Here is a 16,988-nt window from a genome sequence, read left to right as displayed (position 1 = left end):
AACTCGGCCGTTCGGCTCAGCATAGCAGGTTGCCGAGTTGGAAAAGTCGCTTACTGTCACGACAATCTGCTGGCGACCATAGAGGTCATCGCGGGCAGATTGATGCGCTATGCTTCACCAGACTTTCGCTCGCCAGTTCTCAATTGCCTGTGTTACTTTGTCGGAGTAAATCTTTGACAAGTCGCGCCCCTTAAATCGAGAAGTGCTGATCGTCAGAACTGGCGCGCTGTCCTGTATCTCGGTCGCTAGGTGGTTGATAAATGTCCTTCCCTCCCGAGCATATCGTTCCTGCTCTTCCGAACTGAGTTGAACTAAAAAATCATAGCCTACAAAGCTGTGATTGCAGTTTGCGTCGAGAAAAAGTTTTCCATCTTCTTGCAGCAAAAACCACCACCGTGGTTCGTGATCGATCACTTTCATCATTTTTCAGCGGACTTAAATTGTCGAAGTTCCCATAGGTGAACAGCAGTTCCATGTGTGCTGAACGTCCGCCTTTGGCCGTTCTTGGGCGCTCTGCCAGGATAGCAGCTTGTTCGCGTGGAAAGTTCATGGACTATCACGACAGGCCGTTGTCGACCTAAAGCGGCCCCTGCGGTGCTGTGCCTGCGAGATTGTTTTCGGCTGCTACCTAACGTTTTCGCGTAGCCAAGTTGCGAGCACGGGCCATTTGACACGGCTTTCTTTCGGCGTGTAAGGGTTGGCCTCCCAACAAACCATCGCTTCCCTATGATCGCTATCCTTGTGGACAAGCGCCCCAAAACTGCCTTTCCAGCTGACCACAAACGAGGCTCCGCTATCGACGATCGTCAGGCCAGGCAGGTCTGAACAGTATCGCTCTAATCGCTCTTGCACCTGATGCATGGCTGTCCAGATAAGTGACAGTTATAAAAACTCGCTTCGGTCGCTCTTGGCCGAACGCGGACACACAGCACGGTTCAGTGTACGGCTCAGTGAATCTCAAGACAAGCAGGTGGCCCTGTCACCCGCATCACAACCGCTGCGCCCCACTCCCCTGCTCCGACAATTCGTCCAGCGGATTGCGCAGCCGGCACGCCTCGATCGACAGGCAGCCGCAGCCGATGCAATCGTCGAGCTGGTCGCGCAACCGGGTGAGCTGGTCGATACGTTCATCGAGCTCGCGCCGCCACAGGCTGGACAGCCGGGTCCAGTCGGCCTTCGTCGGCGTGCGCTCTTCCGGCAGCGACGCCAAAGCCGCGCTGATCGACGCGAGCGGAATGCCGATACGCTGCGCGACCTTGATGACGGCGACGCGGCGCAGCACGTCGCGCCCGTAGCGCCGCTGGCCGCCGCCGCTGCGCACGCTGCGGATCAGCCCTTTCGATTCGTAGAAATGCAGGGCCGACACGGCCACGCCCGCGCGCCGTGCGACCTCGCCCACCGTCAAGGGTCGCCCGATGTCGGCCGGATCGATTTTTGCCATCAGAATCCTCTTGACCTCAAGTTAAGTTGAGGTTCTACACTCCTTTGCATCGACACGCAACCACGAGGAGAACCGCATGAACGATCGCATGAACGCCACTGCCATGAACAAGGCCCTGGTCCGGGCACTGTACGAAGAGTGCATCAACGGGCGCGACCTGGATCGGCTGGAAACGCTGATCGCCCCCGACTTCGTCGGCGCGCGCAGCGAACGGGGTCCGCGCGAATTCCGCGCGACCATCGAAGCCGTGCTGACGGGCTTCCCGGGCGTGCGCTTCGAACTGCACGACGTGTTCGGCGAGGACGACAGGGTCGCCGTCCGCTGGACGTTCCGTGCCGTGCACGGCGGGCGCTTCGTCGGCATCAAGCCGAGTCTTGCGGATGTCACGCAGGAAGGCAATGTGATCTACCAGGTCCGCGACGGGCAGATCGTGCGGGCGTGGCTGCAGGCGGATCGGCTGGGCGTGTTGCAGCAGATCGGGGTGGTGCCGAAGTCGTTCGTGGAGGCGAGCGGGCAGCGGCCGATTTAGTTGAAAGATGATTCGTCGTCCCCGCGCAGGCGGGGACCCAGTTTTTATGTGCAGTTGCGATGCGTACAAATTAGGCCCCTGCCTCCGCAGGGGCGACGTGCTTGTGTTACGGACTACGACGCCGCCACCTGTTCCCGCAACGCCGGCAACGCCGCGCCGCCCTCGTCGAACAGCCACGCCCGCGCCGGATCGAACCGCAGCCGCACGGCCGTCCCCGGCGCCGGCAGCGGCACGTCGGGCGGACACTTGGCCGCCACCATGCCGTCGACGCCCTCGACCTGCACGTATGCGAGCGTCACGTCGCCCAGGTATTCGGCAAGCGCCAGCCGGCCCGGGATGCCGGCGTCGCCCCCGGTCTCCAGCCGCAGGTGCTCCGGACGGACGCCCAGGGTCAGCGCGGCGCCTCCCGGCGCCTGGCTCGCATCCGCCGCCACCTGGGCCATGCCGCCGCCCGGCACGCGCACGGTCGCGAGGCCGCCCGTGTGGCCGGCCAGGGTTGCGGGAAACGCGTTCATGCGCGGCGAGCCGAGGAAGCCCGCGACGAACAGGTTCGCCGGCCGCTCGTACAGTTCCAGCGGCGTGCCCACCTGCTCGATGCGGCCGCCGTTGAATACGACGATCTTCTGGCCCAGGGTCATCGCTTCGACCTGGTCGTGCGTCACGTAGATCATCGTGGCCTTCAGGTCCTTGTGCAGGCGTGCGAGTTCCACACGCGTCTGCGCGCGCAGCGCGGCGTCGAGGTTCGACAGGGGCTCGTCGAACAGGAACACTTCCGGCTTGCGCACGATGGCGCGGCCGATCGCGACCCGTTGCCGCTGGCCGCCGGACAGCGCCTTCGGCTTGCGGTCCAGCAGGTGCGCGATCTGCAGGATCTCGGCCGCGTGCCGCACGCGCGCGACGATGTCCGCCTTCGGCACCTTCGCGAGTTTCAAGGCAAAACCCATGTTCTCGGCCACCGTCATGTGCGGATACAGCGCATAGCTCTGGAAGACCATCGCGATGCCGCGCCGGGACGGTTCCACCGTGTTGCTGACGACGCCGCCCAGTTCCAGCGTGCCGTCCGTGATGTCTTCCAGCCCCGCGATCATGCGCAGCAGCGTCGACTTGCCGCAGCCGGACGGCCCGACGAAGACGACGAACTGGCCGTCCTCGATGTCCAGGTCCACGCCCTTGATGACGGGATTGTCGCCATACGTCTTGCGGATGCCGCGCAGCCTTACCGAAGCCATAAATCTATCCTTTTAATCCGCTCGCCGCCAGGAACCCCTGAGTCACGCGGCGCTGGAACAGCACATAGGCCAGCGCCACCGGCAGCGCGCCCAGCAACGCGGCCGCCATCAGCTGGGCGTAGCGCACGCCGAATGCATCGTACGTCTGCGTGAGCCCCAGCGGGATCGTCATCATGTCGTTCGACGTGACGATGATGAACGGCCACAGAAAATTATTCCACGCCGCGATGAACGTCACGATCGCCATCGCCCACACGATATTGCCAGAGATGGGCAGGTACACGCTCCACAGTACACGCAGGGGACCGGCACCGTCCATCACGGCGGCTTCGCGGAAGTCGGCGGGGATCGCGTCGAAGAACTGCTTGAACACGTAGATCACGACCGGCGACACGACCTGCGGCAGCACGATGCCCGCATACGAGTTGATCAGGCCCAGCTGGTGCATCGTCCGGAACAGCGGCACGAGCAGCGCCTCGAAGGGCAGCAGGAAGCCCAGCATGGCGATGCCGAACACGATGCCGCGGCCCCTGAAACGCAGCTGGGAAAACGAGTACGCGGCCATCAGGCTGATCGCCATCGTCACGACCGTCACCAGCAGCGCGACGAGGAAGCTGTTGAACAGCCAGCGCACGACGTTGCCGGCGCCGAGCGTCTTGCGGTAGGCGTCCAGCGTCCAGTCCTGGGGCAGCCAGTGGAAGTTCGCCGAGACGGTCTCCAGCTCCGGCCGCAGGGACGTGGACAGGGCCCACAGCAGCGGGAACGCCCACAGCGCGGCGAGCACGATGGCGCAGACGGCGCCGGCGAGGGTCCAGAACGAAGCCTTCATGCGTCCCTCCCGGCCAGGAATTTCACCAGCCACGCCTGCAGCAGCGACAGCAGGATCACGATGGCGACGAACGCCATCGCAACGGCCGCCGCATAGCCCGCGTCGCTCTGCGTGAACGCCGTCTCGTACATGTAGTGCAGCGCGACGCGCGTCGTGTTGAACGGCCCGCCGCTCGTGAGGATGTAGGTCTGGCCGAACACTTTCAGGGACGCGATCAGCTGCAGGATCAGCGCCGTGGTCGCGACAGGACGCAGCGCCGGCCACGTGATCGTGCGGAACAGGGTGAAGCCGCGGGCGCCGTCCAGCGCGGCCGCCTCGTACAGCTCGGCGGGGATGTTGCGCAGGCCGGCGAGGAACAGCAGCATGTTGAAGCCGACCGTCCACCAGATCGTGCCGATGGCGACGGCCGGCAGTGCCCAGTGCGGGTCCGCGAGCCATGCGCGCTGGCCGCCGAGGATGTGGTTGACGACGCCGGACGACGGTTGCAGCATCCAGTCGGCGATAAGGGTCATCACCGAGATCGGCAGCACGAACGGCAGGAAGAACGCGCCCTGCAGCCAGCCCTGTACGCGCGTAAAACGGTCGACGAGCATCGCCGTCAGGAGGCCGAGGGCGCACAGCGGGATCACCGTCAGCAGGGAAAAGTAGAACGTGTTGCCGACCGAATCCCAGAACGACGGGTCGTTCAGCAGCGTGTGGTAGTTATCGAGGCCGACAAAGGCGCTCGTGCGCGTCAGGCTGCTCTCCGTGAGGCTGAGCCAGAACGTCTGCAGCGCGGGCAGGAAGAAGAACAGGCCGAACGCCACGAGGAAAGGCGCCAGCAGCAGCCAGGCGGGCAAGGTGTCGCGCCGGGCCGTGGTGGGGCCTGCGCTCAATGTCATGTCGTCGCGTCGCATGGGCTCCTCAATAACGCGGCGGGCGCTTGCGCACGAGGCGCGCCGCTTCCGTCTCGAACCGGTGGACGGCCTGCTCCGGCGTCAGGTAGCCGTACAGCGCCGCCGGCAGGAATTTCGACGCGATTGCCTCCAGCGGTCCGGCCGCGCCCATGTACCAGCCGTCCGGATCGTACACGACGTCGTTCGCGACCCGCGCGTACATCGCATTCGGCATCAGGCTTTTCGCCGCGGCCGATTCGGCGACGGGCTTGTACGCGGGGATGTGGCCGCCCTCGGCCCAGCCCAGGGAATGCTTGCTGACATAGGCGATGAAGCGCAGCACGGCCTGCACCTTTTCCGGCGACGGTTCATGGCCCGGGTTCGCGGGCAGCGCGAACGCGTGGGAGTCGGCCCATGTCGACGCGTTCGCATACATCTTCGGTAGCGGCACGATGCCGTACTCGAAGCCCAGGGTGCCGGCCTTCGACGCGCGCACCAGTTCCGGCACTTCCCACACGCCGTTCAGCATGAACGCGGCGCCGCCGCCCATGAACTGGCTCGTCGACGCCGGGTAATCGAGCCCGGATTGCGCATAGCCCTTCGTGAACCAGTCGCTGATGCGGGACAGCGTCGCGGCGCCGGCCGGGCCGTACGTGAAGCGGCCATTGGCGATGATGGTGACGTTCTGCTGCGCGAGCATCGCCAGCCACAGGCGCCAGATCGCATACGAGCTCTGGCTGCTTTCCATCGTCAGGCCGCGCTGGGCCGTGCGCTCGGTGGCGATGCGGAACGCCTCCGTCAGGGCATCGACCCCGGCGATGGGTTTCAGGTTGCCGTCCGCGTCGAGCAGGCCCGCCTTGCCCGCGAGGGTCTTGTTGTAGTACAGGACGAACGGGTGGACGTCGAGCGGGACGGCATAGGTGGCGCCCTGGTAGTGCGCCTTGGCCCACTGGCGCGGCAGGTAGTCCTGCCCGCGCAGGCCGGCCGCCGCCAGCTCGCCCGGTGCGATCGGCCGCAGCACGCCGCCGCCGGCCAGGTTGACGATGCGCGACAGGTGGATGGTCGCGACGTCCGGCCCGGCGCCCACGACGGAGGCCGTGATCAGTTTCGTGTAAAAGGGTTCGCCCCATTTGAGGGTCGTGCTGACCACGCGCACGTCGCGCTGGCTGGCGTTGAAGTCGTCGACCAGCGCCCGCATGCGCGCGCCGTCGCCGCCCGAAAGCAGCGTCCACATCCTGACTTCGACCTGCGCCCGCGCGGGGGCGCTCACGCCCGCCAGCACGATGAACAGGGTCGCAACCAGCGCGGCGGCGCGCGGGAATCCGCGTCGCGCCACGTCGTCTCCTTGTCGTTCGTTGGCGGGAGCGCGGTCGAATCAGGCGGCTTTACGCCGTGCCCGCGCTCCCGGAGCGCCACGCCCGCGACGTTCGAAACCCGGAGGACCCGCGGAAGGACTCGGTTCCGTGGGTGGTTTGTCGGGCTCCACCTGCTGCGGCTGGCGCTCTCCCGGATAGGCTAGCACTTCTGCCGTTTCTCCGACGCGCGTCCACTCGACAGGAAAATCGGGCCCCCGCCGCGCGCGCCAGCGCTGGCTGTGGCCAAGGGGATCCAGCACCCAGTCCTGCAGGTGCGCCTGCGGACCGCGCGTGGCCTGGGCCAGCGCTTCGATGGGCGCTTTCGGGACGCGGTCTTCCGTCAGCAGCCCGTTCTTTTCGAGGAAGGTGTCCGTCAACTGCGTGTAGCAGAAGCCGGACAGCGGCCGGCACCGGTGCACCGCCGACATCAGTTGCTGGTAGCGGGTCAGCAGTTCCTTGCTGTCCTTCGCCACCGAATAGCCCCAGCCGGATTCCTCGCCGGGTTTCGACATGGCAATGCCACCGAATTCGGACAGGAACAGCGGCCGCCCCAGTCCCGTGTAGCCGTCGATGACGAGGCGGCGCCGGTCCGGCTGCACGTGTTCCAGCGTGTAGGCGACGGCTTCGCGGCTGCCGTAGCGTTCCAGCAGCACGACCGGGTCCTGCTCGTAGTCGTGCACGCACACGAGGTCGCCGCACGGCATCTCCCAGCCGTCGTTGCCGACGACGGGCCGCGTGCCGTCCAGCGCACGTGTCATGTGGTACAGGGCGCGCACAAAGTCGACCTGGCGCCGGTCGTTCATCAGTTCCGGCACGCCCCACGATTCATTGGTCGGCACCCACGCGACGATGCATGGGTGCGAGATGTCGCGCTCGACGAGTTCCTTCCACTCCTCCATCACGCCGTGGATGGTCGCGCTGGAGAAGCCGTACGCGGACGGCATCTCGCCCCACACGCACAGGCCCAGCACGTCGCACCAGTACAGCCAGCGCGGGTCTTCCGACTTCTGGTGCTTGCGCACGCCGTTGAAGCCGAGGCGCTTGATGAGCAGGACGTCGTGGCGCAGCTGGTCGCTCGACGCCACCATTAAACTGTCCGGCCAGTAGCCCTGGTCGAGCACCATGCGCAGGAAATACGGCCGGCTGTTCAGCACGAAGCGGTCGCCCTCCACGTTCACCGTGCGCAGCGCCGTGTAGCTCTGCACGCTGTCGATCAGGTTGCCGTCGGCCGAGCGGATCTCGATCTCGGCATCGATCAGTTGCGGGCTCTCCGGGCTCCACATCCACAGGCCGCGCGCGTCGTCGATGCCGGGATCGGGCAGCTGGAAGATGCGGGACAGGCGCGGTCCGGTCAGCAGGCAGCGGTCGTTGACGAGCAGCCGGTCGCCCATCTTCAACGTCACGTTGGCCATGCCGCCTTCCGGCACGTGGGCGATGTCGGCGTCGAGGCGGATCTGCCAACGGGCGACGTCGGCCGTCCAGCGCAGCTGGGCCACGTGGGCGCGCGGGACCTTCTCGATCCAGACCGTGCGCCAGATGCCGCTCGTGCGCGGGTACCAGATCTTGTGCGGCTCCGGCTCCCAGTCCATCTTCCCGCGCGGCTTGTGCATGTCCTGCGGGTCGTCTTCGGCCTGCACGGCGATCTCGAGGATCGAGCCGTCCAGGTGGCGCGTGACGTCGAGGGAGAACGGGCTGTGGCCGCCCCGGTGCTCGATGGCAAAGCGGCCGTTGATCCACACGCGGGCGCGGTAGTTGACGGCGCCGAAGTGCAGGATCAGCCGCTCCTCCGGACCCGGCAGCAGCGCGGGGTCGAGCGAAATCTGGCGCTTGTACCACACGCGCCGGCGGTAGCCGCGGTCGTGCACGCCGCTCGCGCGGGCTTCGGGCGGATACGGGACGACGATCGTGCGGTCGAACGGCACCTCGGCCGGATCGACGTAGAGGGTCGAGTCGTCGAACATGGCCTGCCAGGGGCCGTCGAGGCTGCGCCAGGCGGCGCGCCGCAATTGTGGGCGGGGATATTCCACGTTTGCGCTCCTTCGTTCTTCTGTACGACCTACTCTATGAGCCGACACTGTCGCTGGCAAGTCCTTTCACTGCCGGTTACAAACCGATACCAACGACGTCGCATCAACGAGACAGGCGGGACACGGTCACGCGTTCGAACACCGCGCGGTAGCCGGCGCCGCCCATCGCCACCAGTCCCAGCTTTGCCTGCGGTCCGAGGCGGTGCGTCCACGCCCCGCCGCCGACCCAGGTCTTGCCGTCCCGGCTCGAATAGGCCGTATAACGCTCATCCCCCCCGACCCGGTGGACATCGAGCCGCAGCCACGTGGTCGTCCCGGGCGTGCCGACCACCGTATTGCCGTAGCGCGGATACGCTTCCGGCACGGGAGACAGCTCCTTCGCGAACTCGACCTGGTGCAGGCCCCCGTTCGCCATCTCGACGAGCTTGACGTAGTTGTCGTCGTCGCGCATCACCACGAGGCCCGCCTGCACGGCCGTCTTGCAGCAGTCGTCGGGCACGTCAAGTTTGACGACCGCTTCGATCCGGACGTCGCCTTCCGGTAGAGAAGCCTGCAGCACACCGGCCGTGTTCGTGTCCACGTGCAGGTCGGTCGCGGCCGTGGCCATCGTCAGGCCCTTCGGACCGGTCGACCACGCGTCATCGGACGGCCGGCGCTGCCACGCCCACCGGTCGTCCAGCTTCGCGCCGTTGAAAGCGTCCGTCCACAGCGGACTCGCGTTCTGCGCGGGCGCCGGCGCGAGCGTCAGTGCACGAGGACGCGTACCGGCCACCGTGGCAGGCGCGGGACGCGGTTCGTCGCTGGGTGCGCCGCGCGCGACGGGCCAGCCGTCGACCCAGTCGATACGGTCGAGCAGCGCGAGGCGCCGCGTCAGCTTGTCGCGCGCGCTGAAGAAGGGTTCGTTCACGTCGATGCCGTGGTAGATCGTCCACCACTGTCCGCCCGCATCGGGGAACACAGTATTGTGGCCGACGCCCACCCAGCGGTTACCGTTCTGGAACAGGACGGGCGTGCCGCCGGCGCGCGGCGCCGCCAGGTCCTGGCCCAGCCGGTCGAGGAACGGCCCGGCCGGCGTGCGCGCCCGGCCCGCGTAGACGGCATAGCCGGTCAGCGGGCCGTTGCAGCAATCGGTCGTCGATCCGAACAGATACCACCAGCCGCCATGCTTCACGACTTCCGCGCCCTCGTAGCGCCACGCGGCGCCCACCTTGCGCGGCGTGCCCTCGGCTTGCAGCCCGTCGGACCGCAGCGGCTGCACGTACACACCGCCGCCGTAGCTGCCGTAATAAATCCACTTGCGGCCGCCGTCCTCGACGACTTTCGGGTCGAACGTCCATTGAAAATCGCAGCCGGGTCCCGCGCGCCGCGGCGGCACCACCGGCTTGGCCGCCGGCACCCATGGGCCTGCCGGACTCTCGGCCATGGCCACGCCGATGGCGCTATCCTTGTCGCACCCCGCTTCCGGGCTGTGCGCGTCCGCCACGTCGGTAACCGTGAAATACAGGTAGTAGTGGCCGTTCAGGAATTCGGGCTCGGGCGCCCACAGGCCGGACGTCGGCGCCGCCAGCCCGGCCGGACGGTCGGCGAACGCGTCGCCCACGTAGGCCCAGTCGACCAGGTCCGTCGAGCGGTAGATCGCGATCATATGGAAGTGCCAGTCGCCCTGTTCGCCTTCCAGCGGACGCTCCTTCTTGCTGACGGGATCGCTCGTGCAATATAGATACCACGTGGGCGTCTTCGCGCGCGGGTCGCGCAGCACGGCCGGGTCGGCGCAGTTCTGGGAGGGCTCGCCGTTCGCCAGGTGGACGGGCAGCGGATTGCGGTAGGTGGCGGCGGGCGCCGCCCATGCCGGTGCGGCCAGCGCGAATGCGAGTGTCGCGAGCTTCCGTAGCGATCCCATGGTCTCCCCCGTCGAGTGCCGCAGAGCTTACCCCAAGCGGCCCGGGCGGGATGCACGGTTGGCAATCAGTGGCCGGCCGTCTTCGAGAACAGGTTCATCACGAGGACGCCGGCCACGATCAGCGCGATGCCCGCCAGCGCCGCGGCGTCGAGTTTCTGTTCGTACAAGATCCACCCGGCCGCCGTGATCAGCACGATGCCCACGCCGGACCAGACGGCATACGCCACGCCCAGCGGGATCGTCCGCAAGGTAAGCGACAGGAAATAAAACGCGAGACCGTAGCCCACGACGACGAGCGCCGCAGGGCCCGGACGGGTGAATCCGGCGCTGGCCTTCAGCGCGGTGGTGGCGACGGTTTCCGATAAGATGGCGATCGCCAGGTAAATCCAGTTGTTCATCGCTGCTCCTTTGGCAAGATTATGAACAACCCCGTCGCATCATGCCAACTGGAAGGGCCCTTCCTCGGGCGCCGGAACGTCCGCTCTGGTATCATGACGCCTGTTTCCGCTTCGAGATCCACACGTTGACGAACCACCCGAGGATGTCCACCGGCCTGCTGTTTGCGGCTCTGCTGAGCGCCGGCACGGCCGGGGCGAAGGACGCGACGCTGCGGCCTTGGCCTGCCGGCCAGCCGACGCCAGGCCTGCAGGTGACGGGACTGGACGGCCAGCCGTGGAACCTGGCGAGCCTGCGCGGCAAGGTCGTCGTCGTGAATTTCTGGGCCAGCTGGTGCGGCCCGTGCGTGGACGAGCTGCCGGTATTGAAAGCGCTGGCGGGTCACGACGGCGTCGCGGTCGTCGGCGTGAACTACAAGGAACCGCTCGACACGATCGAACGTTTTACGATGGACCACCCGCTCGGCTATCCCGTCCTGCGCGACCGCACGGGCGACGCCTTCAAGCGCTGGACGCCGGGCGTGATGCCGACGACGATCCTCGTGGACCGGACGGGGCGCGCACGCTGGCGCACGGTCGGCGAGATTCCGCCGGACGACACGAGACTGCGCGCCGCCATCGATGCGCTGCTGGCCGAATCGCAACACAGAACACCAACCAAAAATAGGGAATAAACGCATGCAAGACACCAAACCGTCCACCGCCCGCCGTGCGCTGCTGAAAGCGGCCGGCGGCCTCGCGCTCGCCACCACCCTGCCCCGCGCCGTGCTGGCGGCGGACGAGCAGGAACGCCATTTCGACCCGCGTCCGGGCGACTGGAAGAGCTACGAGGTGGTGACGAAGGTGGCCCTGCAGCGCGCCGCCGGTCCGTCGACCGTGTGGATCCCGCTCCCGGCCATCGACACGGAATGGCAGCGCAGCCTGTCGAGTAACTGGTCCGGCAACGCGACGAAGACCCACGTGGAGAGCGACCCGCACTATGGCGCGCGCTTCCTCGTCGCCGAATTCGACGGCAGCGCCGCGCCGATGCTGGAAGTCGTGTCGCGCATCCAGACCCGCGACCGCGCCGAGAACTGGAAGACCCGCACTCCGGGCGGCGAGTCTGCGGAAGACCTGCGCCTGTGGCTGCAGCCGACCGACCTGATGCCGCTCGACGGCATCGTGAAAAAGACGTCGCTGACGATCACCAAGGGCGCGCGCACGGACGAAGAAAAAGTCCAGCGCATCTACGACTGGATCGTGCTGAACACGTTCCGCGAGCCGAAAGTGAAAGGCTGCGGCACGGGCGACATCAAGACGATGCTGGAGACGGGTAATTTCGGCGGCAAGTGCGCCGACCTGAACGGCCTGTTCGTGGGCCTGTGCCGCGCTTCCGGCGTGCCGGCACGCGACGTCTACGGCATCCGCATCGCACCGAGTGCGTTCGGCTACAAGGAACTGGGCGGCAAGCCGGCATCGCTGCAGGGCGCCCAGCACTGCCGCGCCGAGGTGTACCTGAAGCAGCACGGCTGGGTCGCGATGGACCCGGCCGACGTGGCAAAAGTCATGCGCCAGGAGACGGCGGACTGGATCAAGGACCCGGACCACCCGGTCGTCGCGCCGGTCAAGCGCGCCCTGTTCGGCGGCTGGGAAGGCAACTGGATGGGCTATAACTTTGCCCACGACGTGCGCCTGCCGGGTTCCGCCGCGGGCAAGGTCGGCTTCCTGATGTACCCGCAGGCGCAGAGCCGCGGCGAAGCGTACGACTCGCTCGCGCCGGACACGTTCAAGTACACCATCACGTCGCGCGCCATCTGACCGCCATGTCCACGCTCGCCCGCCAACCTGTCGACGGAACGGAACGCAAAGCCGGCCGCCTGATCGCCGTCGGCATGCTCGCGGCGCTGCTCGCCTCCACGTGCTGCGTGCTGCCGCTCGCGCTCGTGCTGATCGGCGTGACGGGCGCGTGGATGGCCAATCTGCAAGCCCTGAAGCCGGTGACGCCGTATGCCGTCGCGCTCACCGTGGGTGCGCTGGCGTGGGCCGGCTGGCTCGTGTTCCGCCCGGCGCGCGCGTGCGACCTGGCGAGCGGCGACTGCGCCACCACGCGGCCGCTGATGCGCCGCGTGTTCATCGCCTGCGCGCTGTTCGTCGCGCTGTTGCTGGGCTTTCCGCTGATCGCCCCACTGTTTTACTGAGGATAGCCATCATGAACTTCACCCGCTCCGCCGCCATCGCCGCTTTCTTCATCGCGGCGCCGGCCTTCGCCAAGCAGCAGACCGTGTCGCTGAATGTCCCGACCATGGACTGCGCCACCTGCCCCATCACCATCAAGACGGCGCTGTCGAAGGTGCCGGGCGTGTCGAAGGTGAAGGTCAGCTACGAGAAGCGCGAAGCCGTCATCGTCTACGACGACGCCCAGGCCACCGTCGCCGACCTGAAGAAGGCGACGGAAGACGTGGGTTATCCGGCGATGCTCAAGACGTCGAAGTGACCTTGCGGGGTTCGGTGAGGAATATCAGGAACACCGCCCCGATCAATCCCATCCCCACGGCGCACGCGGCCTGCCAGCCGCCGTGCGCATAGCTCCACGCCCCCAGGGCCGATCCGCTCGCGCCGCCCAGGAAGAACGTCGCCATGTACAGGCCGTTGACGCGGCCGCGCACTTCCGCGCCCAGCGCGTAGATCGCGCGCTGCCCCAGCACCAGGTTGCCCGACACGGCGAAATCGAGCGCGATCGCGGCCGCCACGAGGATGCCGACGCCGAACCTGCCGCCATCCGCCAGGCCCAGCGTCGGGACGAACGACAGCAGGCCGAGAAGCATGCAGAACACCGTCGCGGGACGCGTCCAGCCGCGGTCCGCGACGCGGCCCGAGAGCGGCGCCGCTATCGTGCCCGCGACGCCGGCCAGCGCGAACCACGCGATGTCGCGCTGGTTCATGCCGTAGGCCGGGCTGGCGAGCAGCAGCGGCACGACGGTCCAGAACACGCTGAACGCGCCGAACATGCCCGCCTGGTAGATGGCGCGGCGGCGCAACACGGGCAGGTCGCGTACCAGGCCCGCCATCGAGGCGAGCAACGCGCCATAGCCCAGGGTCGAATGCGGCCGGCGCGTCGGCAGCAGCACGCGCAGCACGATCCCGAGCACCACCATCAGCACGGCCGACATTACGTAGACGCCCTGCCACGACCACGCGTGCGTGATGAAACTGGCGACGGGCCGGGCCAGCATGATCCCGAACATCAGGCCGCTGACGATATTGCCGACGACTCTACCCCGCACGTGTTCGGCCGCCATGTGCGACGCGTACGGCACGAGCACCTGCACGGCCACGGCGCCGAAGCCGATCAAGAGCGAGCACGCAAGGAACGCGGGCGCCGGATGACCGAGCGCCGGGGCGATGGGCGCCGCGACGAGCGCGACCACCAGCAGGGCGACGAGAGCCAGCACGAGCTTGCGGTTTTCCAGCAGGTCGCCCAGCGGCACGACGAGCAGCAGGCCCGCGACATAGCCGAGCTGCGTCAGCGTGACGAGCAGGCCCGCGGCGCCGGCCGGCAGGCCGATGTCCGCGCGGATCGGACCGACGAGCGGCTGGACGTAATACAGGTTCGCGACGATCAGGCCGCACGCGGCGGCGATCAGCAGCATCAGCCACGTGGGCATGTCGGGGTGATTTACGGCGTCATGCCGCGGACTGTCGAGCACCTCGGTGGGCGAAGGCGATGGGGACAACGTGCGCTCCGGTCAAAGCGTCGAGTGTAACGCCTGGCTGCGATTCGTGCCGAAGGCGCGTCAGACCGGCGCGCGCTCCCACACCACGTCAAGCGCGCCGTCCACGTGGCCCACGGCGACGCGCGGATAGCGTTTCAGGCGCGCACCCGCGAAGCCGTCGGCGAGCGCTGCAAGCACGAGGCGCCGCACGAGCAGGACGCCGTCGCCGGCATCGGCGACGTCTCCCGGCAGCGCGATGCGGGGGCGCGACGGCAGCCAGACCTCGTCCAGCGCCCAGTCGGCGGCGGCCGGGTCGCAATCCGCCGCGCCGATCAATTCCACGGCGTGGTCGCCGGCCATCATGGGGTGCACGTTGAAGCACAGCGCGCGCACGCCGGCACGCCAGCTGCCGGCCGGCTCCGCGATCGCGCCCAGCAGCCAGCGCCGGAAGGAGTCCTCGAAGCGCGCGTCCTCGAAACGGGCATCGGGCGCGGCTTGCGGTATGCCGGCGTTGCCCGCGTCGTCAAGGTTGATCCAGCCAGTCATATTCCCAGCTCCAGGGCATGTCGTCGGGACCGAGCGCCTGCCGGCCCAGTTCCGGAAACAGGCGCTCCGCCCGTACGTCGTTCGACAGCATCACCACGCAGCGCTGGCCCGTCTCCAGGCACAGCACGAAGTCCGCCGTCGAATCGTCGTGGCCCCCGTCGAACCAGCCTGGGCCCGTCCTGTCCTCGAACGTGACGACGCCCAGGCCTGCCGCGAGCTTCTGCGGCCATGCCGTCTCGGCCCCGCCGAACGCGGGGAATCGACGGCGCGACGCGATCGGCAGCCACCCGGTCGTAAAAGCGGCGCGCGTGTCGGGCCGCAGCCCATCGCCGCGCATGATGCCGGCCCACAGCTTCGCCTGGTCGGCGATCGTCGTCTCCATCGAGCCGGCCGCGCGCACGCGGTAGCGGCGCTCGTGCGGCTGCAGGGTGCCGTCGAAGGCATAGCCGTCCGCCGCGTTCTCCGCGAACTCCGCGCGCCAGTGCATGCTCGTCCGGCGCATGCCGAAGCGGTCGAACACGCGCCGGCGCATCTCCTGTGCCACGTCCAGGCCGAGCCCCTCTTCCACGATCAGCTGCAGGATCGCATAGCCCTCGCTGGAATAGGCGTAACGCTCGCCCGGATCGGTGTGGATGCGCAGCCGGCTGCCGGGCTCCATCCAGCGGTAGTCGGCGAGGCCGCCGCCGTGGGCCAGCAGGATGCGCGGCGTGAGCGTCTGCCAGCGCGCGTCGCCGGCGAGATCGGAAAAGTCGTAGGGACGCACGCGGTACGTGGGCAACGGATGCGGCAACAGCTTCGTGACGGGTGCATCGAGGTCAAGCCGGCCCTCGTCGGCCAGCTGCAGCAGCATGTACGCAAAGGCTGCCTTGGTCAGGGAGCCGCCGGCCATGATCGTGTCCGGCGTCAGCGGCTGGCCGAGTGCCGCGTTGCGCGTGCCGAACACCTTCACCTGCGCGACTTTGCCGTTCTCGATCGTCGCGACGGCCAGGCCCTGCACCTGCTCGCGCCGCATCGCGCGCTGGATCTCCGGGTCGGAGAACGTCTGCATGGGACGCAGGGGACGCGCGCAGCCCGCCATCAACATCGCCGCCATACCCACCGTCAACCACGTCCCGACCCGCATGCGCTTCCCCCAGACCCGTCGGGCGCCGCACCGCGCGGCACCCCAGCCCGACATGATGCCATGAGAGCGCTAACTTCGTCATGACGAATCGTCAACGTGCGCGCCTGTAGACGCGCACGTAGTCGACCAGCATCTGCTGCGGGAGCACGGTCGCCGCATCCGGGTTGCCGGGCCAGGCGCCGCCGACGGCGAGATTCAGGATCACGAAGAACGGATGCTCGAACACCCAGTCGCCGGTGACGGTGTCGGGCCGCGCCGTGTGGTACAGGATGCCGTCGCGGTACCAGCGGATCTCGCGCGGCTCCCATTCGACGGCGTAGACGTGGTAGTCGTCGGCATAGTTTCCCTTCTCGAGGCGCTGCGGCTTGCCGATGGCCTTGTCGCCGCTGTAGCCGGGACCGTGCAGGGTGCCATGCACGAAGTCCGGCTCGCGGCCGATGTTTTCCATGATGTCGATCTCGCCGCAGCGGGGCCACCCGGCCTTGCCCACGTCGGCGCCGAGCAGCCAGAACGCGGGCCAGATCCCCTGCCCGCGCGGGATCTTGATGCGCGCCTCGTAGCGGCCGTACGTGCGCTCGACCTTGCCGGCCGTCTTGATGCGCGCGGAGGTGTAGTGACGGCCGCCGTGGTCTTCCTTGCGCGCTTCGATGACGAGGTTGCCGCCGCCGACGCGCACGTTCTCCGGCCGGTCCGTGTAGAACTCCAGCTCCTCGTTGCCCCAGCCGTCGCCGCCGGTTTCCGGCACCCATTTCGTGCGGTCGAGGGTCGGGCCGTCGAATTCGTCGTTCCAGTCCAGCACCCAGCCGGGCGGCTGCGTGAGCGGCACGTTCGCCGTTTGCGCGTTGACCACGGCCCCCGTGGACAGGAAAACGGCAAGCACGGCGGCAGCGCGAAACGTGGACATGCGGGCTCCTCTTGGAAACGTTCCCAGACAATTTCCAATATAGCACCGCGATTTTTTCGATGTCAAACATACCCTGGTTTTCCAGTGTGCCGTTTCGGCCACGCACTACTGAATATTCCGTTGACAATTATTTTTTCTGAACA

General features: G+C 67.4%; 19 protein-coding genes. 6 read left to right on the top strand and 13 right to left on the bottom strand.

The features are described 5' to 3' along the window. Window positions 1–114: 114 nt before the first annotated feature. Window positions 115–420 carry a hypothetical protein gene (locus P0M04_RS25660; RefSeq protein ID WP_259451423.1) on the bottom strand — a complete coding sequence of 102 codons (306 nt, stop codon included), beginning with the start codon at window positions 418–420 and terminating at the stop codon, window positions 115–117. A gap of 568 nt (window positions 421–988) precedes the next feature. Beyond that, window positions 989–1,441, bottom strand: a complete 453-nt coding sequence (gene soxR, locus P0M04_RS25655; protein ID WP_259451424.1) for a redox-sensitive transcriptional activator SoxR — start codon at window positions 1,439–1,441, stop codon at window positions 989–991. Between the two features lie 76 nt (window positions 1,442–1,517). On the opposite strand from soxR, the gene P0M04_RS25650 reads away from it, so the two are divergent. Then, window positions 1,518–1,970: an ester cyclase gene (locus P0M04_RS25650; RefSeq protein ID WP_259451425.1), complete on the top strand. Its 453-nt coding sequence runs from the start codon at window positions 1,518–1,520 to the stop codon at window positions 1,968–1,970. A gap of 113 nt (window positions 1,971–2,083) precedes the next feature. Here the strand turns inward: P0M04_RS25650 and P0M04_RS25645 are convergent, their stop codons facing one another. The 7 genes from P0M04_RS25645 to P0M04_RS25615 form a co-directional block, all read right to left on the bottom strand. After that, window positions 2,084–3,199: an ABC transporter ATP-binding protein gene (locus tag P0M04_RS25645; protein ID WP_259451426.1), complete on the bottom strand. Its 1,116-nt coding sequence runs from the start codon at window positions 3,197–3,199 to the stop codon at window positions 2,084–2,086. 4 nt (window positions 3,200–3,203) lie between these two features. Beyond that, the gene (locus P0M04_RS25640) at window positions 3,204–4,028 is read right to left on the bottom strand and encodes a carbohydrate ABC transporter permease (RefSeq protein ID WP_259451427.1); all 825 of its coding nucleotides are present in this window, start codon (window positions 4,026–4,028) and stop codon (window positions 3,204–3,206) included. Further along, on the bottom strand, window positions 4,025–4,909 hold the full coding sequence (locus tag P0M04_RS25635) for a carbohydrate ABC transporter permease (RefSeq protein WP_259451428.1): 885 nt from the start codon (window positions 4,907–4,909) through the stop codon (window positions 4,025–4,027). Before P0M04_RS25635 ends, P0M04_RS25640 begins: the two co-directional genes overlap by 4 nt. A 22-nt stretch (window positions 4,910–4,931) precedes the next feature. After that, complete coding sequence (locus P0M04_RS25630) at window positions 4,932–6,239, bottom strand: extracellular solute-binding protein (RefSeq protein WP_259451429.1); 1,308 nt, start codon at window positions 6,237–6,239, stop codon at window positions 4,932–4,934. Window positions 6,240–6,278: 39 nt separating this feature from the next. Next, complete coding sequence (locus P0M04_RS25625) at window positions 6,279–8,285, bottom strand: glycoside hydrolase family 2 protein (RefSeq protein WP_259451430.1); 2,007 nt, start codon at window positions 8,283–8,285, stop codon at window positions 6,279–6,281. Between the two features lie 103 nt (window positions 8,286–8,388). Beyond that, complete coding sequence (locus P0M04_RS25620) at window positions 8,389–10,185, bottom strand: glycoside hydrolase family 43 protein (protein WP_259451431.1); 1,797 nt, start codon at window positions 10,183–10,185, stop codon at window positions 8,389–8,391. Window positions 10,186–10,250: 65 nt separating this feature from the next. Beyond that, window positions 10,251–10,583, bottom strand: a complete 333-nt coding sequence (locus P0M04_RS25615) for a DMT family transporter (protein WP_259451432.1) — start codon at window positions 10,581–10,583, stop codon at window positions 10,251–10,253. Window positions 10,584–10,726: 143 nt separating this feature from the next. Between P0M04_RS25615 and P0M04_RS25610 the strand changes: the two genes are divergently transcribed. Genes P0M04_RS25610 through merP form a run of 4 tightly spaced genes read left to right on the top strand, consistent with a single transcriptional unit; the run spans window position 10,727 to window position 13,053 of the window. After that, window positions 10,727–11,254: a TlpA family protein disulfide reductase gene (locus P0M04_RS25610; protein WP_259451433.1), complete on the top strand. Its 528-nt coding sequence runs from the start codon at window positions 10,727–10,729 to the stop codon at window positions 11,252–11,254. A 4-nt stretch (window positions 11,255–11,258) separates the two neighbouring features. Beyond that, entirely contained in the window at window positions 11,259–12,377 is a 1,119-nt protein-coding gene (locus P0M04_RS25605; RefSeq protein WP_259451434.1) for a transglutaminase-like domain-containing protein, read from the top strand. A 5-nt stretch (window positions 12,378–12,382) separates the two neighbouring features. Beyond that, on the top strand, window positions 12,383–12,757 hold the full coding sequence (locus tag P0M04_RS25600) for a mercuric transporter MerT family protein (RefSeq protein WP_259451435.1): 375 nt from the start codon (window positions 12,383–12,385) through the stop codon (window positions 12,755–12,757). Window positions 12,758–12,768: 11 nt separating this feature from the next. After that, a complete protein-coding gene (gene merP / locus P0M04_RS25595) occupies window positions 12,769–13,053 on the top strand; it encodes a mercury resistance system periplasmic binding protein MerP (RefSeq protein ID WP_259451436.1) in 285 nt (94 codons plus the stop codon). Here the strand turns inward: merP and P0M04_RS25590 are convergent. Genes P0M04_RS25590 through P0M04_RS25580 form a run of 3 tightly spaced genes read right to left on the bottom strand, consistent with a single transcriptional unit; the run spans window position 13,037 to window position 15,866 of the window. Further along, complete coding sequence (locus P0M04_RS25590) at window positions 13,037–14,293, bottom strand: MFS transporter (protein WP_259451437.1); 1,257 nt, start codon at window positions 14,291–14,293, stop codon at window positions 13,037–13,039. The two genes, merP and P0M04_RS25590, sit on opposite strands and share 17 nt — an antisense overlap. A 60-nt stretch (window positions 14,294–14,353) precedes the next feature. Next, window positions 14,354–14,818 carry a hypothetical protein gene (locus P0M04_RS25585; RefSeq protein WP_259451438.1) on the bottom strand — a complete coding sequence of 155 codons (465 nt, stop codon included), beginning with the start codon at window positions 14,816–14,818 and terminating at the stop codon, window positions 14,354–14,356. After that, the gene (locus P0M04_RS25580; RefSeq protein WP_259451439.1) at window positions 14,796–15,866 is read right to left on the bottom strand and encodes a serine hydrolase domain-containing protein; all 1,071 of its coding nucleotides are present in this window, start codon (window positions 15,864–15,866) and stop codon (window positions 14,796–14,798) included. The genes P0M04_RS25585 and P0M04_RS25580 overlap by 23 nt, the downstream gene beginning before the upstream one ends. On the opposite strand from P0M04_RS25580, the gene P0M04_RS25575 reads away from it, so the two are divergent. Next, window positions 15,865–16,005, top strand: coding sequence for a hypothetical protein (locus P0M04_RS25575; protein WP_259451440.1), 141 nt, complete (start codon window positions 15,865–15,867; stop codon window positions 16,003–16,005). The genes P0M04_RS25580 and P0M04_RS25575 overlap by 2 nt on opposite strands. Before the next feature lie 27 nt (window positions 16,006–16,032). On the opposite strand, the gene P0M04_RS25570 is transcribed toward P0M04_RS25575, so the two are convergent. Further along, on the bottom strand, window positions 16,033–16,845 hold the full coding sequence (locus P0M04_RS25570) for a glycoside hydrolase family 16 protein (protein ID WP_259451441.1): 813 nt from the start codon (window positions 16,843–16,845) through the stop codon (window positions 16,033–16,035). Window positions 16,846–16,988 lie beyond the last annotated feature (143 nt).

Origin of the sequence: Telluria mixta (genome assembly GCF_029223865.1) — a bacterium.
GTDB classification, from domain to species: domain Bacteria; phylum Pseudomonadota; class Gammaproteobacteria; order Burkholderiales; family Burkholderiaceae_D; genus Telluria; species Telluria mixta.
This window is presented reverse-complemented; position numbering and strand designations above follow the sequence as displayed.

Bases quoted from the DNA above. Each gene is read 5' to 3' on its own strand.
- P0M04_RS25660 (WP_259451423.1), bottom strand. From the start codon at position 420: ATGAAAGTGATCGATCACGAACCACGGTGGTGGTTTTTGCTGCAAGAA.
- soxR (WP_259451424.1), bottom strand. From the start codon at position 1,441: ATGGCAAAAATCGATCCGGCCGACATCGGGCGACCCTTGACGGTGGGC.
- P0M04_RS25650 (WP_259451425.1), top strand. From the start codon at position 1,518: ATGAACGATCGCATGAACGCCACTGCCATGAACAAGGCCCTGGTCCGG.
- P0M04_RS25645 (WP_259451426.1), bottom strand. From the start codon at position 3,199: ATGGCTTCGGTAAGGCTGCGCGGCATCCGCAAGACGTATGGCGACAAT.
- P0M04_RS25640 (WP_259451427.1), bottom strand. From the start codon at position 4,028: ATGAAGGCTTCGTTCTGGACCCTCGCCGGCGCCGTCTGCGCCATCGTG.
- P0M04_RS25635 (WP_259451428.1), bottom strand. From the start codon at position 4,909: ATGACATTGAGCGCAGGCCCCACCACGGCCCGGCGCGACACCTTGCCC.
- P0M04_RS25620 (WP_259451431.1), bottom strand. From the start codon at position 10,185: ATGGGATCGCTACGGAAGCTCGCGACACTCGCATTCGCGCTGGCCGCA.
- P0M04_RS25615 (WP_259451432.1), bottom strand. From the start codon at position 10,583: ATGAACAACTGGATTTACCTGGCGATCGCCATCTTATCGGAAACCGTC.
- P0M04_RS25610 (WP_259451433.1), top strand. From the start codon at position 10,727: ATGTCCACCGGCCTGCTGTTTGCGGCTCTGCTGAGCGCCGGCACGGCC.
- P0M04_RS25605 (WP_259451434.1), top strand. From the start codon at position 11,259: ATGCAAGACACCAAACCGTCCACCGCCCGCCGTGCGCTGCTGAAAGCG.
- P0M04_RS25600 (WP_259451435.1), top strand. From the start codon at position 12,383: ATGTCCACGCTCGCCCGCCAACCTGTCGACGGAACGGAACGCAAAGCC.
- merP (WP_259451436.1), top strand. From the start codon at position 12,769: ATGAACTTCACCCGCTCCGCCGCCATCGCCGCTTTCTTCATCGCGGCG.
- P0M04_RS25585 (WP_259451438.1), bottom strand. From the start codon at position 14,818: ATGACTGGCTGGATCAACCTTGACGACGCGGGCAACGCCGGCATACCG.
- P0M04_RS25575 (WP_259451440.1), top strand. From the start codon at position 15,865: ATGGGACGCAGGGGACGCGCGCAGCCCGCCATCAACATCGCCGCCATA.
- P0M04_RS25580 (WP_259451439.1), bottom strand. From the start codon at position 15,866: ATGCAGACGTTCTCCGACCCGGAGATCCAGCGCGCGATGCGGCGCGAG.
- P0M04_RS25570 (WP_259451441.1), bottom strand. From the start codon at position 16,845: ATGTCCACGTTTCGCGCTGCCGCCGTGCTTGCCGTTTTCCTGTCCACG.